Origin of the sequence: Veillonella sp. 20925_1_51, assembly GCF_041431445.1 — a bacterium.
GTDB classification, from domain to species: Bacteria; Bacillota; Negativicutes; order Veillonellales; family Veillonellaceae; genus Veillonella; species Veillonella nakazawae.
Window position 1 is genome coordinate 41,552 of record NZ_JAPVXT010000007.1, and the last position, 19,744, is coordinate 61,295.

A 19,744-nucleotide genomic window follows, 5' to 3' on the forward strand; every position below is an offset into this window, starting at 1 on the left:
GAAAGGGTTCCTATGAGCGCAGAAACAATCAATGGGGCACGCATTGTCCTTGAAACATTGCATCGCCTTGGTGTAACCGACATGTTCGGTTATCCAGGTGGCGCAGTAATTCCAATTTATGATGAAATTTATAGCTTCCCTGAAATTAAACATTATTTTGTTCGTCATGAACAAGGTGCTGCCCATGCAGCAGATGGTTATGCACGCGTATCTGGAAAAGTAGGCGTATGCCTTGCTACGTCCGGTCCTGGTGCAACTAATCTTGTTACCGGTATTATGACTGCTTACATGGATTCTGTACCTATGGTGGCCATTACTGGTCAGGTTGGTCGTCCGTTTATTGGTAAGGATTCTTTCCAAGAAGCAGATATCCAAGGTATTACCATGCCGATTACAAAACATAACTACCTTGTTCAAGATATTCGCGATTTACCTCGCATCATTAAAGAAGCGTATTTTATTGCTAGTACAGGTCGTCCAGGTCCTGTTCTTATTGATATTCCTAAGGATATTCAAACAGAAAAAATATCCATGACAGAATACAATAAATTATATGAAGTACCTATCCATCTTGAAGGTTATGATCCTACATATAAAGGTCATCAAGGGCAAATTAAGAAAGCGGCTACGCTTATTAAAAATGCGAAACGTCCGCTCATCATTGCCGGTGCCGGTGTATTGAAATCTGGCGCTATGGATGAGTTAAAGGAATTGGCAGAAAAGGCTCAAATTCCTGTAACAAATACATTAGTTGGCCTTGGTGGGTTCCCAGGTAACCATGAGCTTGCTCTTGGTATGGTGGGTATGCATGGATCTGTAGCGGCTAACAACTGCACAGAAGAAGCAGATTTAGTTATTGCTGCAGGTATTCGTTTCCACGACCGCATTACAGGCCATCCAGATTTCTTCTGTAAAAAAGCTAAAATCATTCATATTGATATCGACCCAGCAGAAATTGATAAAAACGTTACTATTAACGTACCAATCGTAGGTGATTTAAAGAGAGTTTTAACGGAACTTAATACGCTTGTAGAACCTACAACTCATGAAGCGTGGATCGGACAAATTCGTGAATGGCAAGCGGAATATCCTATGGTAATTCCTGAATCTAAAGATGGTGTATTACATCCACAATACGTATTATCTGAACTTAACAAGATTGCCAAAGAGGATGCAGTTATTGTAACTGACGTAGGCCAACATCAAATGTGGGCAGCTCAATTCTTAACTCATAAAAAACCTCATACCATTGTTACATCTGGTGGTGCAGGTACTATGGGCTATGGTTTACCAGCTGCAATTGGGGCTCAAGTGGGGGCACCTCATAAACAAGTTATCCTTGTTGTTGGTGATGGTGGATTCCAAATGACCTTTGAAGAACTCATGATGGTTCGTCAATATAATTTGCCAATTAAAATTCTAATCATCAACAATGGTTACCTTGGCATGGTTCGTCAATGGCAACAAATCTTTAATAATCGCCGCTACTCCTATGTAGATTTGGAAGTGAGTCCAGACTTCTTGAAATTGGCAGATGCCTTTGATTTGAAAGCTGCTCGTATCGATAATGTAGAGGATTTCAATAAAGAATTTAAATCTTTCATTACATCTGATGAAAGTATCATCTTGGATTGCCGTGTAGCAAGAGAAGATAATGTATTGCCGATGATTCCAGCTGGCGGTACCGTAAGTGGTATGATGGGCAAGAAAGGGGTGCTATAATGGCGAGAGAACATCAAGTCTTAGTAATTGCAAAAAATACAGCAGGCATTGGTGCACGTATATTGGCACTCTTTAACCGTCGTGGTTTTAATGTTACAAAGATGACATCTGGTATTACAAATACACCAGGCTACGCTCGTATTACCCTCACCGTTGAGGCAGATGATCGCATCTTAGACCAAATTCAAAAACAAATTTACAAGCTCATTGATGTTGTAAAAGTTAAAGTTTTTGAAGATCATGATGTGGTGTGCCGTGAGTTAATGCTTATCAAGGTAAAAGCAACTGCTGCAACACGCTCTCAAATTGTACAAATTGCCGATGTATATCGTGGCAATGTACTAGATATTTCTCCTACTTCTATGATTATCGAAGTAATTGGTAGCGTAGAAAAATTACGCGGCTTCATTCAAATTATGGAAACCTATGGTGTCCTTGAAATTGCCAAAACTGGCATTACCGCAATGAGCCGTGGAGAAAAGATTTAGGAGATGATTGTGTGAGTAGTGAATTACTCCATTATGAAGACGTCAAGTTTCGTCGCGACGGCCGCGAAATTTTAAAAGGCATTAATTGGCATGTTGAAGAAGGGGAGAATTGGGCTTTATTAGGTCTCAATGGGGCTGGTAAATCGACGATGCTCAGCATGATTCCAGCTTACCAAATTCCTACAACAGGACTATTACGCGTATTTGGTCATGAATTTGGCAAATATGCATGGCCTAAGATCAAGGCGCGATTAGGTTTTGTTAGTTCTGCGCTTGGACAATTTCAGTCTACCTTGGATAAACAAGTCGTAGAAGATGTTGTTATTTCTGGTGCCTTTAATAGTATCGGTATCTATCAGAAGGTAGATCCTGAGGTGCGCGAACGAGGAATGCAACTATTATCCGAGTTTGGTTTATCCTATTTAGAAGGCCATAGATTTCATACATTGTCCGCTGGTGAACAGCGCCGCGTATTATTAGCACGTGCTATTATGGCTAATCCAGATTTGCTCATTTTAGATGAGCCTTGCTCTGGTCTTGATTTGCCTGCTCGCGAGCAATTCTTAGCAACTGTTGAGAATATGGCACGAGAGGAACATAAGCCTTTTGTTTATGTATCTCATCAAATTGAAGAGATTATGCCCAGTATTACACATGTAGCTATTATTAAAGATGGCCTCATTGTGTATAAAGGCAAGAAGCGGGACATCTTAACAGATGAAATTCTCAGCGACGTATTTGGTATTGATGTATCTGTTGTATGGGAGAAAAATCGCCCATGGATTATAGTTAAATAAGAGCTAAAATTAGGGTAATTCATTTTTTCTTAATACAAAAAGGGTACAAATTTAAGTTGTAGATTAGTCTATTTGACTATTCGATAAATTACGATATACACTACAAATCTTGCATTTATTTGTGAGATTGTGTACAGTATATATATTAAATATTCTATTGAATATATTTTGGAGGTTGTCTAGTATGGCAGGTAAAATTTTAGGTACTACAGTTTATTATGATGCAGATTGTAATTTGAGCAAATTGGAAGGCAAAAAAATTACAGTTTTAGGTTACGGTTCCCAAGGTCATGCTCATGCATTGAACTTGAAAGAAAATGGTATGGACGTAACAATCGGTCTTCGCGGTGGTTCTTCTAGCTGGAAAGCTGCTGAAGAAGCTGGTCTTACTGTAAAAGAAACTGCTGAAGCAGTTAAAGGCGCTGACATCGTTATGGTATTGATTCCAGACGAATTACAAGCTGACGTTTATACAAATGATATTGCTCCTAACTTAAAAGAAGGCGCATACTTAGCATTTGCTCACGGTTTCAACATTCACTTTGGCAAAATCGTTCCTCGTGAAGACGTAAACGTATTCATGGTAGCTCCTAAAGGCCCTGGTCATTTAGTTCGTCGTACATACCAAGAAGGCTCCGGTGTTCCTTGCTTGTACGCTGTAGAAAAAGACCCATCTGGCGACACTGAAGAAGTTGCATTGGCATGGGCATCTGGTATCGGCGGTGGCCGTTCTGGTATCTTGGAAACTAACTTCAAATCTGAAACTGAAACAGACCTCTTCGGTGAACAAGCTGTATTGTGTGGCGGTGTTACTGAATTGATCAAAACTGGTTTCGAAGTATTAACTGAAGCTGGTTATGAACCTGTAAACGCTTACTTCGAGTGCTTACATGAAATGAAATTGATCGTAGACCTTATCTACGAAGGTGGCTTCCAAAAAATGCGCCACTCCATCTCCAACACTGCTGAATACGGTGACTACCATGCAGGTCCTCGCGTAATCACTGCAGATACTAAAAAAGCGATGGAACAAATCTTGGCTGATATCCAATCCGGTAAATTCGCTGATGAATTCTTGGCTGATTCCAAAAATGGTCAAAAATTCCTTAAAGAACACCGTGAAGCAGCTGCTAACCATCCAATCGAACCAGTTGGTGCAGAACTTCGCAACTTGATGAGCTGGTTAAAATAAGAGTATTATATAGTAATCTCTTGTAAGATAAAGCATACCAAAGCGACTCCTAAGGGGGTCGCTTTTTTATCGTTTTATAATATATTTCTTGGTACTATACATTGTTATATCGAAAATATTGGCATAAGGTATGGTATAATAAAAAGTAATCTATGAAAGGAGAACGATATGGATTTCTACACATTATCCTATGTTGAAAGTTTGGCTGTAGGGGGCCAAACATGGGGCTTTATTATCTTTGTTGCTGTTTTATTAGCACTACTCGTTTTGGGCATACAAGTTCTGCGAAATGGCTTTACCAGTCGTTATCGTGACCTAATGGTCATCTTGTCTTTGATAGTGGTATTTTTCTTAGGCCTTGAGTATCAAGAGTATAATCGAATGAAAACATATTCTGAAGACTCTTCTCGTATGGCTCAATTTTTACATTCTTTTAGTGCTGATCGTTCTGTACCAAGTGAGCAATTAGCAGTCAACTCCTTAAAAATTCGCAATGGTATGATTTTAAAGGTAAGCGATGATTATTATGAGGTTCAGTTTAATCCAGAATTTTCAACCTATACAATTACTCGTGTGTATAAGGTGAGCCCAACAGAGCGTATTCATGATAAAGCGGACGTATTACCATAAGGAGGAGCGTAAATGACAGAAGCTATGGCCGTCTATGGAATGGTCTTTGCCAAACTCGCCATCGGTCTCTTGGCGATTATCTTACAAATCAACTTAATGGGGAAGGGCAACTTAGCGCCAACCTCTGCTTTGGACCAATTACAAAACTATGTACTTGGTGGTATTATCGGTGCCATTATTTACAATGACCAAATCGGTATTTTACAGTTTATGTTAGTCCTCATTTTATGGACTATACTTGTAATGACGCTTAAGTTCTTAAAAGGAAATTTCCGATTCTTTAAAACTATTTTGGATGGACATCCTGTAATTGTTATTGAAAATGGTCATATCTTAACAGAAGAATGTATGCGTTATGGCATTCAAGCGGCGGAGCTTAAGTTAAAGCTTCGTACAGCAGGTGTTCAATATGTTACGGATGTTAAGCGTGCTGTATTGGAGCAAAATGGTCAGCTCAGCGTAGTTCAATTTGGTGATGAGAATATTAAATTTGACCTTATTGATGATGGTCAAATTAACCATTTTACATTAGATATAATTGAAAAAGGCCAGGATTGGCTAGAAGAAGAAGTTGAAAAGCAAGGCTATAAAATTAAGGATGTATACATTGCAGAATACAAAGATGGGGAAGTTGTTATTTACCCTTATGAAAAAAAACATCGCCCTCAAATTGTAAAAACACTTAAAGATAAGACCTCTCATACAAAGGATAAATTGAAATCTAAATTGTAATGTTTCTTGGTCTTATAGTATAGTTAAGATAAGTATTATATACTACTCTTATAGACATACAAATATAGACATACAAACGATATATAAAATGTTTTTAAGCCCACTATTCGTAGTGGGCTTATATAGAAAGGAAATTAGTGAACCGTAAAGATTTAATTGATCGATTACAAGAACTTTATAAAGATGAAGATAGCCGCGTAACTATTAACCCGCATGCAGAGCAAAAGGTTGCCATCGTCTATCCTAATACATATTTCGTTGGCATGAGTAATCTAGGCCTCCACATTATTTATGAGGAAATCAACTTACGTCATGATAGCGTATGCGAACGCATCTTTTTACCTGAGAAGAAGGAATTAGAAGCGTACGATAAAACTAAGACATCATTGATGAGTGTTGAAATACAGCGGCCTATGCATCAATTTGATGTAGTGGCCTTTGACGTGACCTTTGAAATGGATTATTTCAACATTCCTCTTATGTTGCGTCATGGTCGTGTACCAATTATGGGGAAAGACCGTACGGAGTTCGATCCTATCGTTATTGCCGGTGGTCCTTGTGCCACCTTTAATCCAGAGCCTTTTGCTGATTTTATCGATGCTTTCATTATCGGCGAAGGGGAAGGTATAGTTAGTCGCGTGCTCGATATCATTCGCGATGGAAAACTGGAAGGTTTAGATCGTTGTGCGATTTTGCGTCAATTAGCGAATGAGCCTGGCGTGTATGTACCGTCCTTGTACGTGCCAATTTACAGCGAAGAAGGCGAATTTAAAGGCTACCATATTGCAGAGGGTGTTCCTAAGACAATTAAACGTCACTTTGAAATGCTCACTAGCGGTGGTGAAACCGTAGTGGCTACAAATTATACCGAGTTTGGCGCCATGTATATCATCGAGGTGGCCCGTGGATGTGGTCGTCACTGTCGTTTCTGTATGGCGGGATATTGTTTCCGCGTACCTCGCGTACGACCTTTGGAAATATTAAAAGAAGGCGTAGATAGAGCAGAGAAATTAGGTAAAAAGATAGGTCTTATGGGCGCGGCTATTTCTGATTATCCAGAGGTAGATGAGTTAGTTACGTATATTCGTTCTAAAGATATGCGTTATTCTTGCGCATCCTTGCGTGCAGATTCTTTGACGCAAGCCGTTGTAGATGGCTTGGCAGATAGTGGGCAAAAGACGATTACCATTGCGCCAGAAACGGGCAGTGAACGATTGCGGCGCGTCATCAATAAGGGCATTAGCGAAGAGCATTTACAAAATGCGGCCACTTTATCAGCTAAATCTGGTATCCAACATATGCGACTCTACATTATGATTGGGTTACCAACGGAAACTGACGAGGATATTGAAGCAATTGTAGGTCTTGCAGAACGGACGCAATCCCATATGGCAGAGGTGGGCTGTAAAGGTCGTTTAACACTCAGTATCAATCCATTTATTCCAAAGCCTTTTACACCATTCCAATGGATGGCTATGGATAATCAAAAAACGGTAGAGAAAAAACTTCAATATATTAAAAAAGCATTGCAAAAGAATCGTCGTATCGAGGTGCTCGTTGAATCACCTAAAGAGGCATATATCCAAGGTGTACTAGCTCGTGGTGATCGCCGTCTTGGCGCTGTTCTTGCGGCATGTGCAGCAGATCGTGGCAGTAAGTCTTTCAAGGCTGAAATGAAGGCAGCAGGCCTAGATATGGACGAGATGAACTATCGTGAACGAAGCTTTGATGAATTCTTACCATGGAGTCACCTCGACATGGGGATGGACGATGGATATCTTGAAATGGAATGGAAGCGCTCTGTGGATGAAGCGTATACACCGCCATGTGTACAAGGCTGTAAGCGATGTGGTGTATGTAAATAGGAGGCACTTATGAATCAATCTGTAAAACGTATAGATGTTAAAGGACCTCATGGTACTTGGTCTTATGAAACTCCTAATTGGGCAGATCGTTTTCCTATTACAATAGGTGATACGTACCGTCATGGTGGTGTATCTCAAGAGCCCTATAAATCACTAAATTTAGCATTTCACGTAGGGGATGAGCCTAAGTATGTTCGTGAAAACCGTGCTATTGTTGCTGAATATTTAGGTGTTGAACCAGAGCGAATCTCTTGTGGTAATCAAGTACATGGTTTAAAAGCTGTAGAAATCACAGTAGATCTCGTTGGTGCGGGAGCCTTGGGAGAGGATACAGCCATAGCCGATTGTGATGCTGTATTTACAAAATTACCGAATGTACCGCTATTTTTATTTACTGCTGATTGTGTAGCTGTAGGTATTTATGATGCTAAGCATCACGCTATCGCTACGGTACATGCAGGCTGGCGCGGAGCGATAGGACATTTGCCAGTTCTTACTATTGAGGCTATGAAAGAAGCGTATGGTACGGAGTTCAAAGATTGTTATATCTATCTTGGACCTAGCATTGGACCAGAATCCTTTGAAGTCGATGTAGAGTTAGGAAAACGTTTTGAATTAGCTTGGCGTGGTATGACCGACCGTAGTGTGGCTGATATTGTAAACTATCCAGGTGATAAACTAGATAAAGCCTATATCAACTTATGGAACTTTATCGCCGAAGGACTTATGGTGAATGGTGTGCCTAAAGAAAATATCGCTATTGGCGGTACCGATACAGTAACAGATAGAGATTGTTATTCCTATCGTCGGGAATCTGGTAAAACAGGCCGCATGGCTTTATTTGGTATGCTACAAGAACGGTAGTATATACATACATAGATTTATAGGCTTTATAAGACCTAAATGATGTACAATCAATACTAAATACTATATAATAGAATAGTCTATACAAATATATTTTATGGTTTTTAAATATAGATTGAAGGGGAATCACATGATTGAAGAATCCCTACACGCTATACAGCAGCGCATGGCAGATGCTATGGCGCGCGTTGGTCGCGTAGATACAGCATTATTAGTAGCTGTTACTAAGAACCACCCTGTATCAGCGGTGGAAGAGGTCGCACGTCTCGGTGTTACTCATGTGGGGGAAAATCGAGTACAAGAGGCTAAAGAAAAACAGCTTACCTATAAAGGTCCACAATTGACATGGCATTTGATTGGTCATTTACAGGTCAATAAGGTGCGTCAAGCGGTGCCTATGTTTGATTTAATTCATTCTGTAGACAGCCGTAAATTATTAGATGAAATCGAAAAGGTTGCAGCCAAGCACGATAAGGTGCAAGATGTGTTATTGCAAGTTAATGTAGCTCGTGAAGCATCTAAAACAGGCATGACCGTTGAAGAGTTTCCAGAAATACGAGACTATGCAAAGACATTACCTCATGTCCGTGTTCGGGGCTTAATGTGTATGGCACCATTTTTCGATGATCCAGAGGAAGCACGTCCAATCTTCCGCGTAGCAAACGCCTTGTATGAGGATATGAAGGGCTACTTTGAAGAAGGGCAGATTCAATATTTATCTATGGGGATGACTCACGACTTTGAAGTCGCTTTAGAAGAAGGGGCTAACATCGTTCGTGTAGGCACAGCAATTTTTGGGGAACGTGTGTATGATTAAGGCTTGGGTTGCCTGATAATCGATAGCGTTAAGTATTAGGAGGAAATCCAAATGGCATTGGGAGATTATTTAGACAAAGCAAAAAACTTATTCTTAGGCAAAAATGATGATGACTATGAATATGATGATTATGACTATGAAGATGAAGAGGAATATGAAGCGGAACCTACACCAGTAGCTCCAGTAGCTCCAGTATCCGGCGCATCTGAATTTCATCCACGCAAGGTAGGAGGCCAATCTACGATGACACAACGTCCAACAGCTATGAAAGTAGTTGTAATTGAACCAAAAGTATTTGAAGACTCTGAAAATATTACACATCAATTGCGCGACATGCGTCCTGTATTGATCAACTTTGAAAATACAGATCCTCATGAAGCAGCTCGTATTGTGGACTTCGTATCTGGTGCGACTTTTGCATTGGATGGCAAATTGGAAAAGGTAGGTAAAGACATTTTCATGTGCGTACCTGTAAACATTTCCATTGATTATTCTGATAATGACAGCAACAAAACTGAGCAAAACGAATACGCTTGGGACAATAAATAATTTCTCTATAAATGGTGGTGACAACGATGTTAGGTAAAACCTTATTTATCGGCGTTGGCTCAATGGGTGGCGCTCTATTGCGCGGTGCATTACAGCATGGCGTGTTGAAAGCAAGTGATACACACATTCTCGTGCGTCGTGAAGAACAATGTAAGGCTCTAACTGAGGAGCTCGGTGTAGTAGGGTTTACTACATTGCCTAATGTAAACGAGTACAATACGATTTTGTTGGCCGTAAAACCACAAGTGTTACCATCTGTATTAGAGACGTTAAAAGAAGTACCTTATGGGACTGTTATGATTTCCGTTGCTGCAGGTATCACCTTAGATACTCTAGATACAGCGATTCCGCAAGCTAACTGGTTTAGAGCTATGCCAAATACACCGGCTTCTATCGGTGTAGGCATGACGGCTCTTGCAGGGGATGATGTACATACAGACCTGGGTCGTGATGTGCAAGCATTATTTGAGGCTGTTGGCGAGGTAGCGGTGGTAAGTGAAGCTGATTTAGATCGCTTAGGTGCACTATCTGGTGCGGGCCCTGGCTATATGTTCGTCATTCTTGATGCGTTAGCTGATGCGGGCGTTCGCATCGGATTGCCTCGTCACTTGGCAATCAAAGCAGCAGCTCAAACGATGTATGGTGCTGGCAAGATGGCTCTTGAAAGTGGCAATCATCCAGCAGTACTACGAGATCAAGTAACAAGTCCAGGTGGCACGACCATTGCCGGTATTGGTGCCATGGAAAAAGGTGGACTTCGCAGTGCTCTCCAAGACGGCGTAGTAGCATGTCTTGCTCGGTCGAATGAATTGGGGAAATAATTTTGGCAGATACTAGTAAATTAATACGATATTTTGAAGCCAGTGGTAGTGGTGAGGAAGCTCGCCGCATGCTAGACTTGGCTGAGCAGGTTGTAAAAGGTCGCCCTTATCGCGTGGCGGACTTTACGAGCCCTGCAGGCCTTGTCATTGCAGACGCAATCAAGGCTAACTACCCACAGCTTATCGTTAAGACCGACGGTGGCTATGAAGGGGCGGAACGTATCCGCATAGCCTTTGTAGATAGCGACTTTAATGGTACTGTGGATATGGGCATTCGCGCCCTTAAGGTAAATTGGGACCCACGGTTCCGATTGCTTACCCATCGCGATGTGCTTGGCTCCTTGATGGGGCTCGGCATTGATCGCTCCAAATTTGGGGACGTTATCGTTCAACAAGGGGGCGCTCAAATTTTGGTGGATGAAAGTGTAGCAGACTTCGTGATTCAAAACTTCACAAAAATCGCTATGGTTTCCGTATCTGTAGAGGCTATTGACCTATCAGATATTGCACCAAAAGAAGAAAAAATTAAAGAAGTCCGCACTACAGTTGCTTCTTTGCGCTTAGATGCGGTGGCAAGTTCTGGTTTTAGCGTGTCTCGTACTAAATTGGTAAGCGCTATAAATGCAGGATTATTGCAAGTAAACTGGCAACCAGCTAAGGGTGCATCCCAAGAAGTTAAAGAAGGGGATGTGATTTCTATGCGTGGTCGTGGCCGAATGAAGGTAGAAGCCATTACAGGTACATCTCGTAAGGGGCGTATCGGCGTATATCTGAAACGATTCATGTAGGCAATTGAAAATCGGCTTGACCATCAAGCCGATTTTTTTACATATAGTAGGACAACCATGGTATCCATAACATTTCAACCTACAACAGAAGATACAATCCTATTCGTAGGCGGCGGAGAGGTGGCAGAGCGACGAATACAGCTCTTTATTGATGAGCCGTGCAACATTGTGGTAATTGCTCCCACTGTAACAGATAGGATTTGCCAATGGGCAAAGGATAATCGTATCACCTGGTACGACCGTGCTTTCACAATGGACGATGAACACCACATTATAACGAGCAGTTTGTTCTTTATCTGCACAGATAATGGCGAATTAAACGATACGTTATATGATATGGGGAAAAAACACCGCGTTTGGACTAATCGAAGTGATGACCCTAGAGCGTGCAGATTTACTGTGCCTTCATCCCTTGAACTAGGCGATCTTCATATTGCTATTAGCGCTAATAACGTAGGGCCTCGTATCAATCGCCTCATAAGGCAAGATATGATGAATCGTTATGGTCAGTTGCAAAAGGCTATGCCTAGACTTAAAATATTTAGAGAAGAAGTAAAGTTACTACTTCCTACTCCAGAGGCTCGACAGAAATTTTGGCGAAACCATCTGACTGTAGAAACATTTGAAGCCATTCTCAAGGGAGAGTGGATGACTATAGAGGAGAAACTTGACCATGAAATTAGTGGTATTAGGTCTAAATCATAGAAGTGCTGCTGTTGCGGTGCGTGAACGTTTCTCGTTTGATAAGGACGAGGTCGCTTCAGCACTGAACCGCCTCTATGAATTCGACTGTGTAGCAGAATGTGTTATTTTGTCTACATGTAATAGAACTGAAATCTATGCGGCCTTAGAAGGTGTAGAGTTCCCTAAAGAATATATGTTGGCCGTGTTAAAGGATTTAAAAGGTGCCGACCACATCGATGAAGATGCGTTTTTCTATTATGAAGAACGAGATTGTATTGAGCATTTATTCCGTGTATCTGCAAGTCTTGATTCCCTTGTGCTGGGGGAAGGTCAAATTTTGAGCCAATTAAAAGGGGCTTATATTCAGGCTTATAGCGTAGGTTGCACAGGCACGATTTTCAATATTTTGTTCCAACGCGCTATCAGCGTTGGTAAAAAGGTTCGCACGAATACAGGTATTGCTAATACGCCAGTATCTGTGAGCTATACGGCTGTTAACCTCGCTGAGGATAGTTTAGATAAACCATTATCTGAGGCGACGGTACTCATCTTAGGTGCTGGCACCATGAGTGAGTTGACCGCAACGCACTTACAAGCAAAGGGCGTAAAAACGATTTTTGTATCCAATAGAACCTTTACCAAGGCAGAGGCTTTAGCAGAGCGATTTAATGGTAAAGCTGTTAAGCTCGATAACTTTGTAGATTACGCTAAAGATGCAGATATCCTCATCACATCTACAGGGGCGCCGCACTATATTATTACTGAACGTGAAGCAAAGAAAATTACCTCCCTTCGCAAAGGTGAGCCAATCGTTATGATTGATATTGCGGTACCACGCGATATCGATCCCGGCGTAGCAGATATGGAAGGTATTTACCTGTTTAATATCGACTCTCTTGAAAGCGTAGTCGAAGAAAATAAGGCACAGCGCGAAGAGGAAGCTCGTCGTGCAGAGCCTATCATTCACGACGCCATTGAAGAATTATTAGATAAATTGAGTTATTTAACGGTGCGTCCTATGATGGCATTGCTCACAGAAAAAGCAGAACGCATTCGCCGTCGTGAGTTACATCGCGCATTAGCTAAATTGCCTGATATTTCCGATAAGGAGCGTCGTATTATGGACTCTATGAGTCGCATGATCATTCGCAAAATGTTGCGTGAACCGATGATTCACTTTAACGAAATCGCTGGTACAGAGGAAGAAGGTTTGTACTGGGATTTATTCAAAGATATGTTTAATCTTGAGAAAGAAGGCTAAGGCCATGAGAGACCATATTCGAATCGGCACGCGAAAAAGTGCCCTTGCCCTATGGCAGGCTGAACATATTAGTGCAGAGTTACAACGTCTGTACCCAAACATTACGGTCGAGCTAGTTCATTTTAATACAAAAGGGGACCGTATCTTGGAAAAACCACTAGCTCAAGTTGGTGGTAAAGGTTTGTTTACAGCTGAATTAGAAGAAGCTATGCACAAAGGCGACATTGATATCGCCGTACATAGCTTGAAAGATATGCCTACAGAGTTGCCAGAAGGGCTAACTCTGGGTGCTATCTCTGCTCGTGAAGTGCCTTACGATGCGCTTGTGAGCCCCGTGTATAAAACATTAGATAAATTGCCTCAAGGTGCTCGCGTCGGTACAAGTAGCTTGCGTCGCCAAGCACAATTATTACATGTCCGTCCTGACCTTAAGGTCGAGGTTATCCGCGGTAATGTACAAACTCGTTTGAGCAAGATTGAAACAGAAAAACTAGATGGCGTAATCTTGGCACAAGCCGGTCTTAAACGGTTGGGCTTAGATGATCAAATTACCCAAGTATTTAAAGCGGATGAAATGATTCCTGCTGTTGGTCAAGGGGCACTTGCTATCGAGTGTCGTGCTGACGATACGGAAATGCTTGAAATGCTAGCTCCTATTAACGACGAAGCTACACGCTATGCTGTTGAAGGGGAACGCGGCTTCTTGCGTCAGTTAAATGGTGGTTGCCAAGTGCCGATGGGGGTACATGGTACTATTAATAAAGGTCAATTGACCTTAAAGGCCATGATTGCCTCCCTCGACGGTAAAACGGTATACGAAGGAGAAATTTCTGGCCCAGCAAAAAAAGCTGAAATTCTTGGTAAAAATCTTGCGAAAGCCTTATATGAAGAAGGGGGCAAACATATTGTGGATGCTCTCATAGAGGAAGGAATCATAAAATGACAGGTATGGTATATCTAATCGGTGCAGGCCCTGGCGATGTTAAACTCATTACTGTAAAAGGTCGCGAATGCATTGAAAAAGCAGATGTAATTGTATATGACTATTTAGCAGATGCTCATTTGTTAGAATGGGCTCGCCCAGATGCAGAGTTGATTTACGCTGGTAAACAATGTAAAGATCACACAATGCACCAATGGGAAATCAACGAGTTATTAGTTCAAAAAGGTAAAGAAGGTAAAATCGTTGCACGCTTAAAGGGCGGCGACCCACTCGTATTCGGTCGCGGTGGTGAAGAGGCGATGGCTCTTGGCGAAGCTGGTGTACCATTTGAATTCGTACCAGGCGTAACATCTCCAATCGCAGCCCCTGCTTATGCAGGTATTCCTGTAACACAACGCGCTATGGCTACATCCTTTGCGGTTGTAACCGGTCATGAGGATCCAACTAAAGCCGTATCTGGCATTCATTGGGAAGGCCTTGCTACAGCCGTTGATACACTTTGCTTTGTAATGGGTGTTGGCAATTTACCTACCATTGCAGAAAAATTGATGGCTTATGGACGCCCAGCTTCTACACCAGTAGCGCTTGTTCGTTGGGGTACAAAAACAGTTCAAGAAGTTCTCGTATCTACCCTTGAACATGTAGTGGAAGACGTAGAAAAGGCACAACTAAAAGCGCCAGCTATTATCGTAGTAGGCGATGTAGTTAACCTTCGTGAAAAATTACAATGGTTTGATAATAAACCGTTATTCGGTAAAACTATTGTAGTTACACGCGCTCGCTCCCAAGCTAGTGCATTCCGCGAAAAATTAGCAGATCAAGGTGCTAATGTAGTAGAAGCGGCAGCGATTAAAACATCTCCATTAGAGTTGTTTGATGAAGATCGTCGTATCATCAATAATACAAAACAATACCAATGCATCGTATTCACATCTGGTGAAGGGGTTCGCTACTTTTTCGATGCTCTCTATAAAGAAGGCAAGGATACACGTGCATTAGGTAATTCTAAAGTAGCAGCTATTGGCTGTGCTACAGCTCGGGAACTTCAAAAATACGGCATTGTTCCAGATATTATTCCTGTAGACTATAAAGCTGAATCTGCCGTAAAGGCTCTTGAAGAAGAACTTAAAGCAGGGGACTCCGTACTATTGATTCAACCAAAAGTGGCGCGCGACGTAATTCCACGCTCTTTGCGTCATCATGATATAGATGTAGATATTTTGCGTTTATATGAAACGACACAAGATACATCTCAACAAGAAGCATTAATCAATGCATTAACTGCAGGTACTGTAGACTACATTACGTTTACAAGTTCCTCTACAGTAACTAATACAATCCAATTATTGGGCGATGATGCATTGAAACTATTAGGTAATACTAAGATTGCTTGTATCGGACCTATCACAGCTGCTACAGCTATGAGTGCAGGTCTTAAACCAGCGGTCATCAGCGATGTATATACAACTGATGGCTTGGTAAATGCTATTGTAAAGGACATTTAGGAGGATTACATGTACGATTTAACATACCGTCCTCGCCGCTTGCGTATCAATCCAGAAATGCGTGATTTGGTACGGGAAACGACACTCGACGTAACTGATTTAATTTATCCATTATTTATCGTTCCTGGTGAAGGTATCAAAAAAGAAATTGATACGTTGCCAGGCCAATACCACTTATCCGTTGATGAAGCTGTAAAAATGGCTCAAGAGGTATATGATCTTGGTATTCTTGGGGTAGAAATCTTCGGTATTCCTACATATAAGGACGAACAAGGTTCCTCTGCATGGGATATGTCCCAACCTGTACAACAAGCTATCAAAGCCATCCGTGCAGCTGTGCCAAACCTATTGGTGGTAGCTGATGTTTGCTTGTGCCAATACACAACAACAGGACATTGCGGCATGATTGATGATCATGAAATCTTAAATGATGAAACATTGCCATTGCTTTGTAAAGTAGCGGTAAGCCAAGCAGAAGCAGGTGCCCATATGGTGGCTCCATCCGATATGATGGATGGCCGTGTAGGTGCTATCCGTGAAGCCCTTGATGCGGCAGGTTATACAAATGTATCTATTATGAGCTATGCTGCAAAATACGCATCTGCTTACTATGGTCCGTTCCGTGGTGCTGTTAACTCTGCACCTAAATTTGGGGACCGCAAATCATATCAAATGGACCCAGCTAATCGGTTGGAAGCTTTCAGAGAAATCGAACTTGATATCGCTGAAGGTGCAGATATTATCATGATTAAACCAGCCTTGTCCTATTTGGATATCGTTCGTGAAACACGTGATCGCTATGAATTACCTGTAGCTGTATACAATGTATCTGGCGAATATGCGATGGTTAAATCTGCTGCTGCAGCTGGTCTTATCGACGAAGAACGCCTCGTTATGGAAACAATGCTTTCTATGAAGCGCGCCGGTGCTAAAATCATCATTACGTACCATGCTATAGATATTGCTAAATGGTTACAAAAGTAAGGAGAAACCATGTTCCAACTCGGTAAATCTGAAAAAGCCTTTGAAGAGGCTAAACGTTATATGCCAGGTGGCGTAAACAGTCCGGTTCGTTCCTACCGCAGTGTAGGTTCTAACCCTCCGTTTATTAGCAGTGCTAGCGGCAGCCGTATTTATGATATCGATAATAACGAATACATCGACTATGTGTTGAGCTGGGGCCCTATGATTTTAGGCCATGCGAATCCTGAAGTTATCGCTAGCTTACAAGAGGCGATTCCTCGCGGCACTAGTTATGGTGCGCCTACATTACTAGAAACAGAATTGGCTAAAAAGGTACAAGCTTTCATGCCATCTATGGAGGTTATCCGCCTCGTTAACTCCGGTACTGAGGCCACTATGAGTGCCTTGCGCGTAGCTCGTGGCTATACTGGTCGCGATCGTATCGTAAAATTCGTTGGCTGTTACCATGGTCATAGTGATGCGCTTTTGGTAAAAGCTGGCTCTGGTCTTGCTACCTTTGGTGTACCAGATAGCCCTGGCGTTCCACAAGGTGTAGCAGAAAATACAATTACTTTGCCGTACAATGACTCTGATGCAGTTCGCAAATTATTTGACGACATCGGCGATACTATTGCGGCTATTATCGTAGAACCTGTAGCTGGTAACATGGGCTGTGTGCCTCCAGAACCAGGCTTCCTTGAAACCTTGCGCGAAGTGACTAAGGCTCATGGTGCAGTATTGATCTTTGACGAAGTTATGTGTGGCTTCCGCGCTAGTAGCGGCGGTGCACAAAAACGTTACAATATTAAACCAGATCTTACATGCCTTGGTAAAATCGTTGGCGGTGGTATGCCACTTGCTGTATTTGGCGGTGCTCGTGAGATTATGAACCAAATTGCACCAGCTGGTCCTATTTACCAAGCCGGTACATTAAGCGGTAACCCTATTGCTGTTACCTCTGGTCTTGCAACGCTTTCCATTTTGCAACGAGACCCAACAATTTTTAAACAAGTTGAAGATGCAACCATAGCTCTTTGTGAAGGTTTTGAACGCTTGGCAGCTCAATACAATGTGCCTGTTGTAGTGCAACGGGTAGGCTCCATGTTCACCATCTTCTTCACTGATAAACCAGTTAAGAACTTCGATGATGCAGCAGCTTGTAATGAAGAACAATTCAAAATGTTCTTCCATCATAACTTGAGCCATGGTATCTACTATGCGCCAAGCCCTTATGAAAGTAACTTCGTATCTATCTGCCATAAGAGCAGTGAAATCGAACGTACATTGGCCGTAGCTGATGAAGCTTTCAAAAAAATCAGTGATACACTACTATAAAGATTAGTGATACACTACTATAAAAATCAGTGATACATTATTATAAAATATATAGTTTGTAGTTGTTTATGTATCGATGTAGGTGATGAACATGCAGTTTTACAAGAACTTAAAGCGTGCTCGCGTGCGCATGGGCAAAAGCCAAATCGAAGTAGCAAAGGCCGTAGGTATCAGTAATGCGGCGCTTTCAAATTACGAAACAGGGTATCGCGAACCAGATTTAGATACACTCTGTGCCCTGTCTCGCTATTATGGATTGACCTTGGATGAGCTGCTAGATGTAAATGGAGAACAACACGAGCCCATCTATGATCTCAGTCCTGTACTCAAAAATAAATACATTGCCTATAAAGGTGAAGTATTCGAGTTGAAAGACTCACAGAAACGTGCGCTCTTGCGCGAGCTAGACAATCTATTTACTAAATTTGAGAAATCAAAGGTAGAAGATAAAAGTAGCAAGCCAAAAACGTACAAACATGGGAATCCACATATCAACCGAGCGGGACTAGCTAGCAGCGCTGGTAGCTTAGCGGCACGACGAAATATAAAATAGTGCTATACTACATTGTATGTAAGTGGAACCTGTTTATTTGAACAATTTAATTAGATCAATAAAAAGCACCATCTATCTTAATGGGAAACGACACATAAGTCGGATCTAGGTAGATGGTGCTTTTGTATTACTATACTGTAAATGCCTGTGCTAACGCTTTGGCATTTTTTTAGGCTAACTATAAAAATAAATAAAAGATAACAATGTTAAAATATCTGTTGGTGATATAAGTTGGTTTAATATATAATTGAAATATAGAAGTGAATTGAATATTAACTGATCGTATAGGAGACATTATGAAAGTATGGAGCGGTGTAAAATCTATATTAGATCGAACACCTTTTAGGGTAAAATTTTATATTGGTTTTATCTTGTTCGGATTCTTCATAATGGGACTTGTTACTTTGCTTGCGTATATTAATAGACCGGGACAAATACAAAAACTAACAGTATATGAGCAAAAGTTAGCAGCTATATCGACGTATAAAGTAAGTGAAGAGCATTTTGCTACAGGTAGAAACGGGCAGGTTTATGTTTTTAAAAATACCTATAAACGTGTTACTTTGGAATCAGTAAAGAATATACTTTCAGAAGAAAAGATAAACTGGCGTGAAGTAAATAAGAGTCACATTATAGGATATGATTTAGATGATAATATTTGGGTTGATATTACTCATGATATAAACACAAAGGCTATCATCGTTAAATTAGAAAAAGACAGGTAAAGTTAATATTATATTTACTTTGTTGGAGTTACTGATGGATAATGGGCTGTTATAATCTGTATCTAATGAGGAAAATTAAATTTAATATAGGGAGAATATAATGTATTTTATAGATGAAATTATTGATTTTATTAATAAAAATGTTGATTCTTGGATGATTGCGACTTTAATCTTGTTATGGGCAATAATATTTCCTCAATATACAGGGATTCGTTTTAATGGTGACTTTAAACCTCTAGGTTCTATTGAATCAACTCTAACACGGATTATTGCAATCCTCATGCTTATTGGGCTGTTTATAGTGGAATTTGTTTTTGACAATAAATAAGATGATTTATTTTATTTGTTTAGGTCGGAATTATGAATGTAATAGAAAGATTGCTCTTTGAAGAAGGTTATTCTTTTCTCTTGGTGTGTGTAATATTAATTTTTTTATTTTTGTTTCCACAGTTTTCTGGGGTGAAAGAGAGTAAACTATTAATTAAATATAGAATTTCCCCAAGGATATTT

General features: G+C 41.0%; 21 protein-coding genes. All 21 read left to right on the forward strand.

All coding sequences use genetic code 11. The features are described 5' to 3' along the window. The first annotated feature begins 12 nt into the window (after positions 1 to 12). The 21 genes from ilvB to O3607_RS08130 all read left to right on the forward strand — a co-directional run bounded on the left by ilvB (position 13) and on the right by O3607_RS08130 (position 19,562). Positions 13 to 1,722, forward strand: coding sequence for a biosynthetic-type acetolactate synthase large subunit (ilvB, locus tag O3607_RS08030; protein ID WP_371443656.1), 1,710 nt, complete (start codon positions 13 to 15; stop codon positions 1,720 to 1,722). Next, positions 1,722 to 2,210 carry an acetolactate synthase small subunit gene (gene ilvN / locus O3607_RS08035; RefSeq protein WP_024066649.1) on the forward strand — a complete coding sequence of 163 codons (489 nt, stop codon included), beginning with the start codon at positions 1,722 to 1,724 and terminating at the stop codon, positions 2,208 to 2,210. Before ilvB ends, ilvN begins: the two co-directional genes overlap by 1 nt. A gap of 11 nt (positions 2,211 to 2,221) precedes the next feature. Continuing rightward, positions 2,222 to 3,007, forward strand: coding sequence for an ABC transporter ATP-binding protein (locus tag O3607_RS08040; RefSeq protein WP_371443657.1), 786 nt, complete (start codon positions 2,222 to 2,224; stop codon positions 3,005 to 3,007). Between the two features lie 184 nt (positions 3,008 to 3,191). Then, the gene (gene ilvC / locus O3607_RS08045) at positions 3,192 to 4,199 is read left to right on the forward strand and encodes a ketol-acid reductoisomerase (RefSeq protein WP_105084901.1); all 1,008 of its coding nucleotides are present in this window, start codon (positions 3,192 to 3,194) and stop codon (positions 4,197 to 4,199) included. Positions 4,200 to 4,367: 168 nt separating this feature from the next. Beyond that, a complete protein-coding gene (locus O3607_RS08050) occupies positions 4,368 to 4,829 on the forward strand; it encodes a DUF3290 family protein (RefSeq protein WP_105084900.1) in 462 nt (153 codons plus the stop codon). A gap of 12 nt (positions 4,830 to 4,841) precedes the next feature. Next, positions 4,842 to 5,561 (forward strand): DUF421 domain-containing protein, encoded by a 720-nt coding sequence (locus O3607_RS08055; protein WP_105084899.1) that lies wholly within the window; start codon positions 4,842 to 4,844, stop codon positions 5,559 to 5,561. Positions 5,562 to 5,698: 137 nt separating this feature from the next. Continuing rightward, entirely contained in the window at positions 5,699 to 7,426 is a 1,728-nt protein-coding gene (locus tag O3607_RS08060) for a radical SAM protein (protein ID WP_371443658.1), read from the forward strand. Between the two features lie 9 nt (positions 7,427 to 7,435). Then, a complete protein-coding gene (locus O3607_RS08065; RefSeq protein WP_371443659.1) occupies positions 7,436 to 8,290 on the forward strand; it encodes a polyphenol oxidase family protein in 855 nt (284 codons plus the stop codon). 130 nt (positions 8,291 to 8,420) lie between these two features. Beyond that, the gene (locus O3607_RS08070) at positions 8,421 to 9,107 is read left to right on the forward strand and encodes a YggS family pyridoxal phosphate-dependent enzyme (RefSeq protein WP_156719958.1); all 687 of its coding nucleotides are present in this window, start codon (positions 8,421 to 8,423) and stop codon (positions 9,105 to 9,107) included. Between the two features lie 51 nt (positions 9,108 to 9,158). Then, entirely contained in the window at positions 9,159 to 9,656 is a 498-nt protein-coding gene (locus O3607_RS08075) for a cell division protein SepF (RefSeq protein WP_009351152.1), read from the forward strand. A gap of 26 nt (positions 9,657 to 9,682) precedes the next feature. After that, positions 9,683 to 10,477: a pyrroline-5-carboxylate reductase gene (gene proC / locus O3607_RS08080; protein WP_371443660.1), complete on the forward strand. Its 795-nt coding sequence runs from the start codon at positions 9,683 to 9,685 to the stop codon at positions 10,475 to 10,477. A 2-nt stretch (positions 10,478 to 10,479) separates the two neighbouring features. Continuing rightward, the gene (locus O3607_RS08085; protein WP_005385583.1) at positions 10,480 to 11,265 is read left to right on the forward strand and encodes an RNA-binding protein; all 786 of its coding nucleotides are present in this window, start codon (positions 10,480 to 10,482) and stop codon (positions 11,263 to 11,265) included. 57 nt (positions 11,266 to 11,322) lie between these two features. Beyond that, entirely contained in the window at positions 11,323 to 11,970 is a 648-nt protein-coding gene (locus O3607_RS08090) for a bifunctional precorrin-2 dehydrogenase/sirohydrochlorin ferrochelatase (RefSeq protein ID WP_371443661.1), read from the forward strand. Then, a complete protein-coding gene (gene hemA / locus O3607_RS08095) occupies positions 11,939 to 13,210 on the forward strand; it encodes a glutamyl-tRNA reductase (RefSeq protein WP_371443662.1) in 1,272 nt (423 codons plus the stop codon). Before O3607_RS08090 ends, hemA begins: the two co-directional genes overlap by 32 nt. Positions 13,211 to 13,214: 4 nt before the next feature. Next, the gene (hemC, locus tag O3607_RS08100) at positions 13,215 to 14,153 is read left to right on the forward strand and encodes a hydroxymethylbilane synthase (protein ID WP_024066659.1); all 939 of its coding nucleotides are present in this window, start codon (positions 13,215 to 13,217) and stop codon (positions 14,151 to 14,153) included. Then, a complete protein-coding gene (gene cobA / locus O3607_RS08105) occupies positions 14,150 to 15,658 on the forward strand; it encodes a uroporphyrinogen-III C-methyltransferase (RefSeq protein ID WP_371443663.1) in 1,509 nt (502 codons plus the stop codon). Before hemC ends, cobA begins: the two co-directional genes overlap by 4 nt. 9 nt (positions 15,659 to 15,667) lie before the next feature. Beyond that, a complete protein-coding gene (gene hemB, locus O3607_RS08110) occupies positions 15,668 to 16,642 on the forward strand; it encodes a porphobilinogen synthase (protein ID WP_039969007.1) in 975 nt (324 codons plus the stop codon). A 9-nt stretch (positions 16,643 to 16,651) separates the two neighbouring features. Next, the gene (gene hemL, locus O3607_RS08115; RefSeq protein ID WP_314361027.1) at positions 16,652 to 17,956 is read left to right on the forward strand and encodes a glutamate-1-semialdehyde 2,1-aminomutase; all 1,305 of its coding nucleotides are present in this window, start codon (positions 16,652 to 16,654) and stop codon (positions 17,954 to 17,956) included. Positions 17,957 to 18,047: 91 nt separating this feature from the next. Further along, positions 18,048 to 18,509 carry a helix-turn-helix domain-containing protein gene (locus O3607_RS08120; RefSeq protein WP_005385599.1) on the forward strand — a complete coding sequence of 154 codons (462 nt, stop codon included), beginning with the start codon at positions 18,048 to 18,050 and terminating at the stop codon, positions 18,507 to 18,509. A 296-nt stretch (positions 18,510 to 18,805) separates the two neighbouring features. After that, positions 18,806 to 19,234: a hypothetical protein gene (locus O3607_RS08125; protein WP_371443664.1), complete on the forward strand. Its 429-nt coding sequence runs from the start codon at positions 18,806 to 18,808 to the stop codon at positions 19,232 to 19,234. Between the two features lie 100 nt (positions 19,235 to 19,334). Continuing rightward, positions 19,335 to 19,562, forward strand: coding sequence for a hypothetical protein (locus tag O3607_RS08130; RefSeq protein WP_371443665.1), 228 nt, complete (start codon positions 19,335 to 19,337; stop codon positions 19,560 to 19,562). Positions 19,563 to 19,744: the final 182 nt, after the last annotated feature.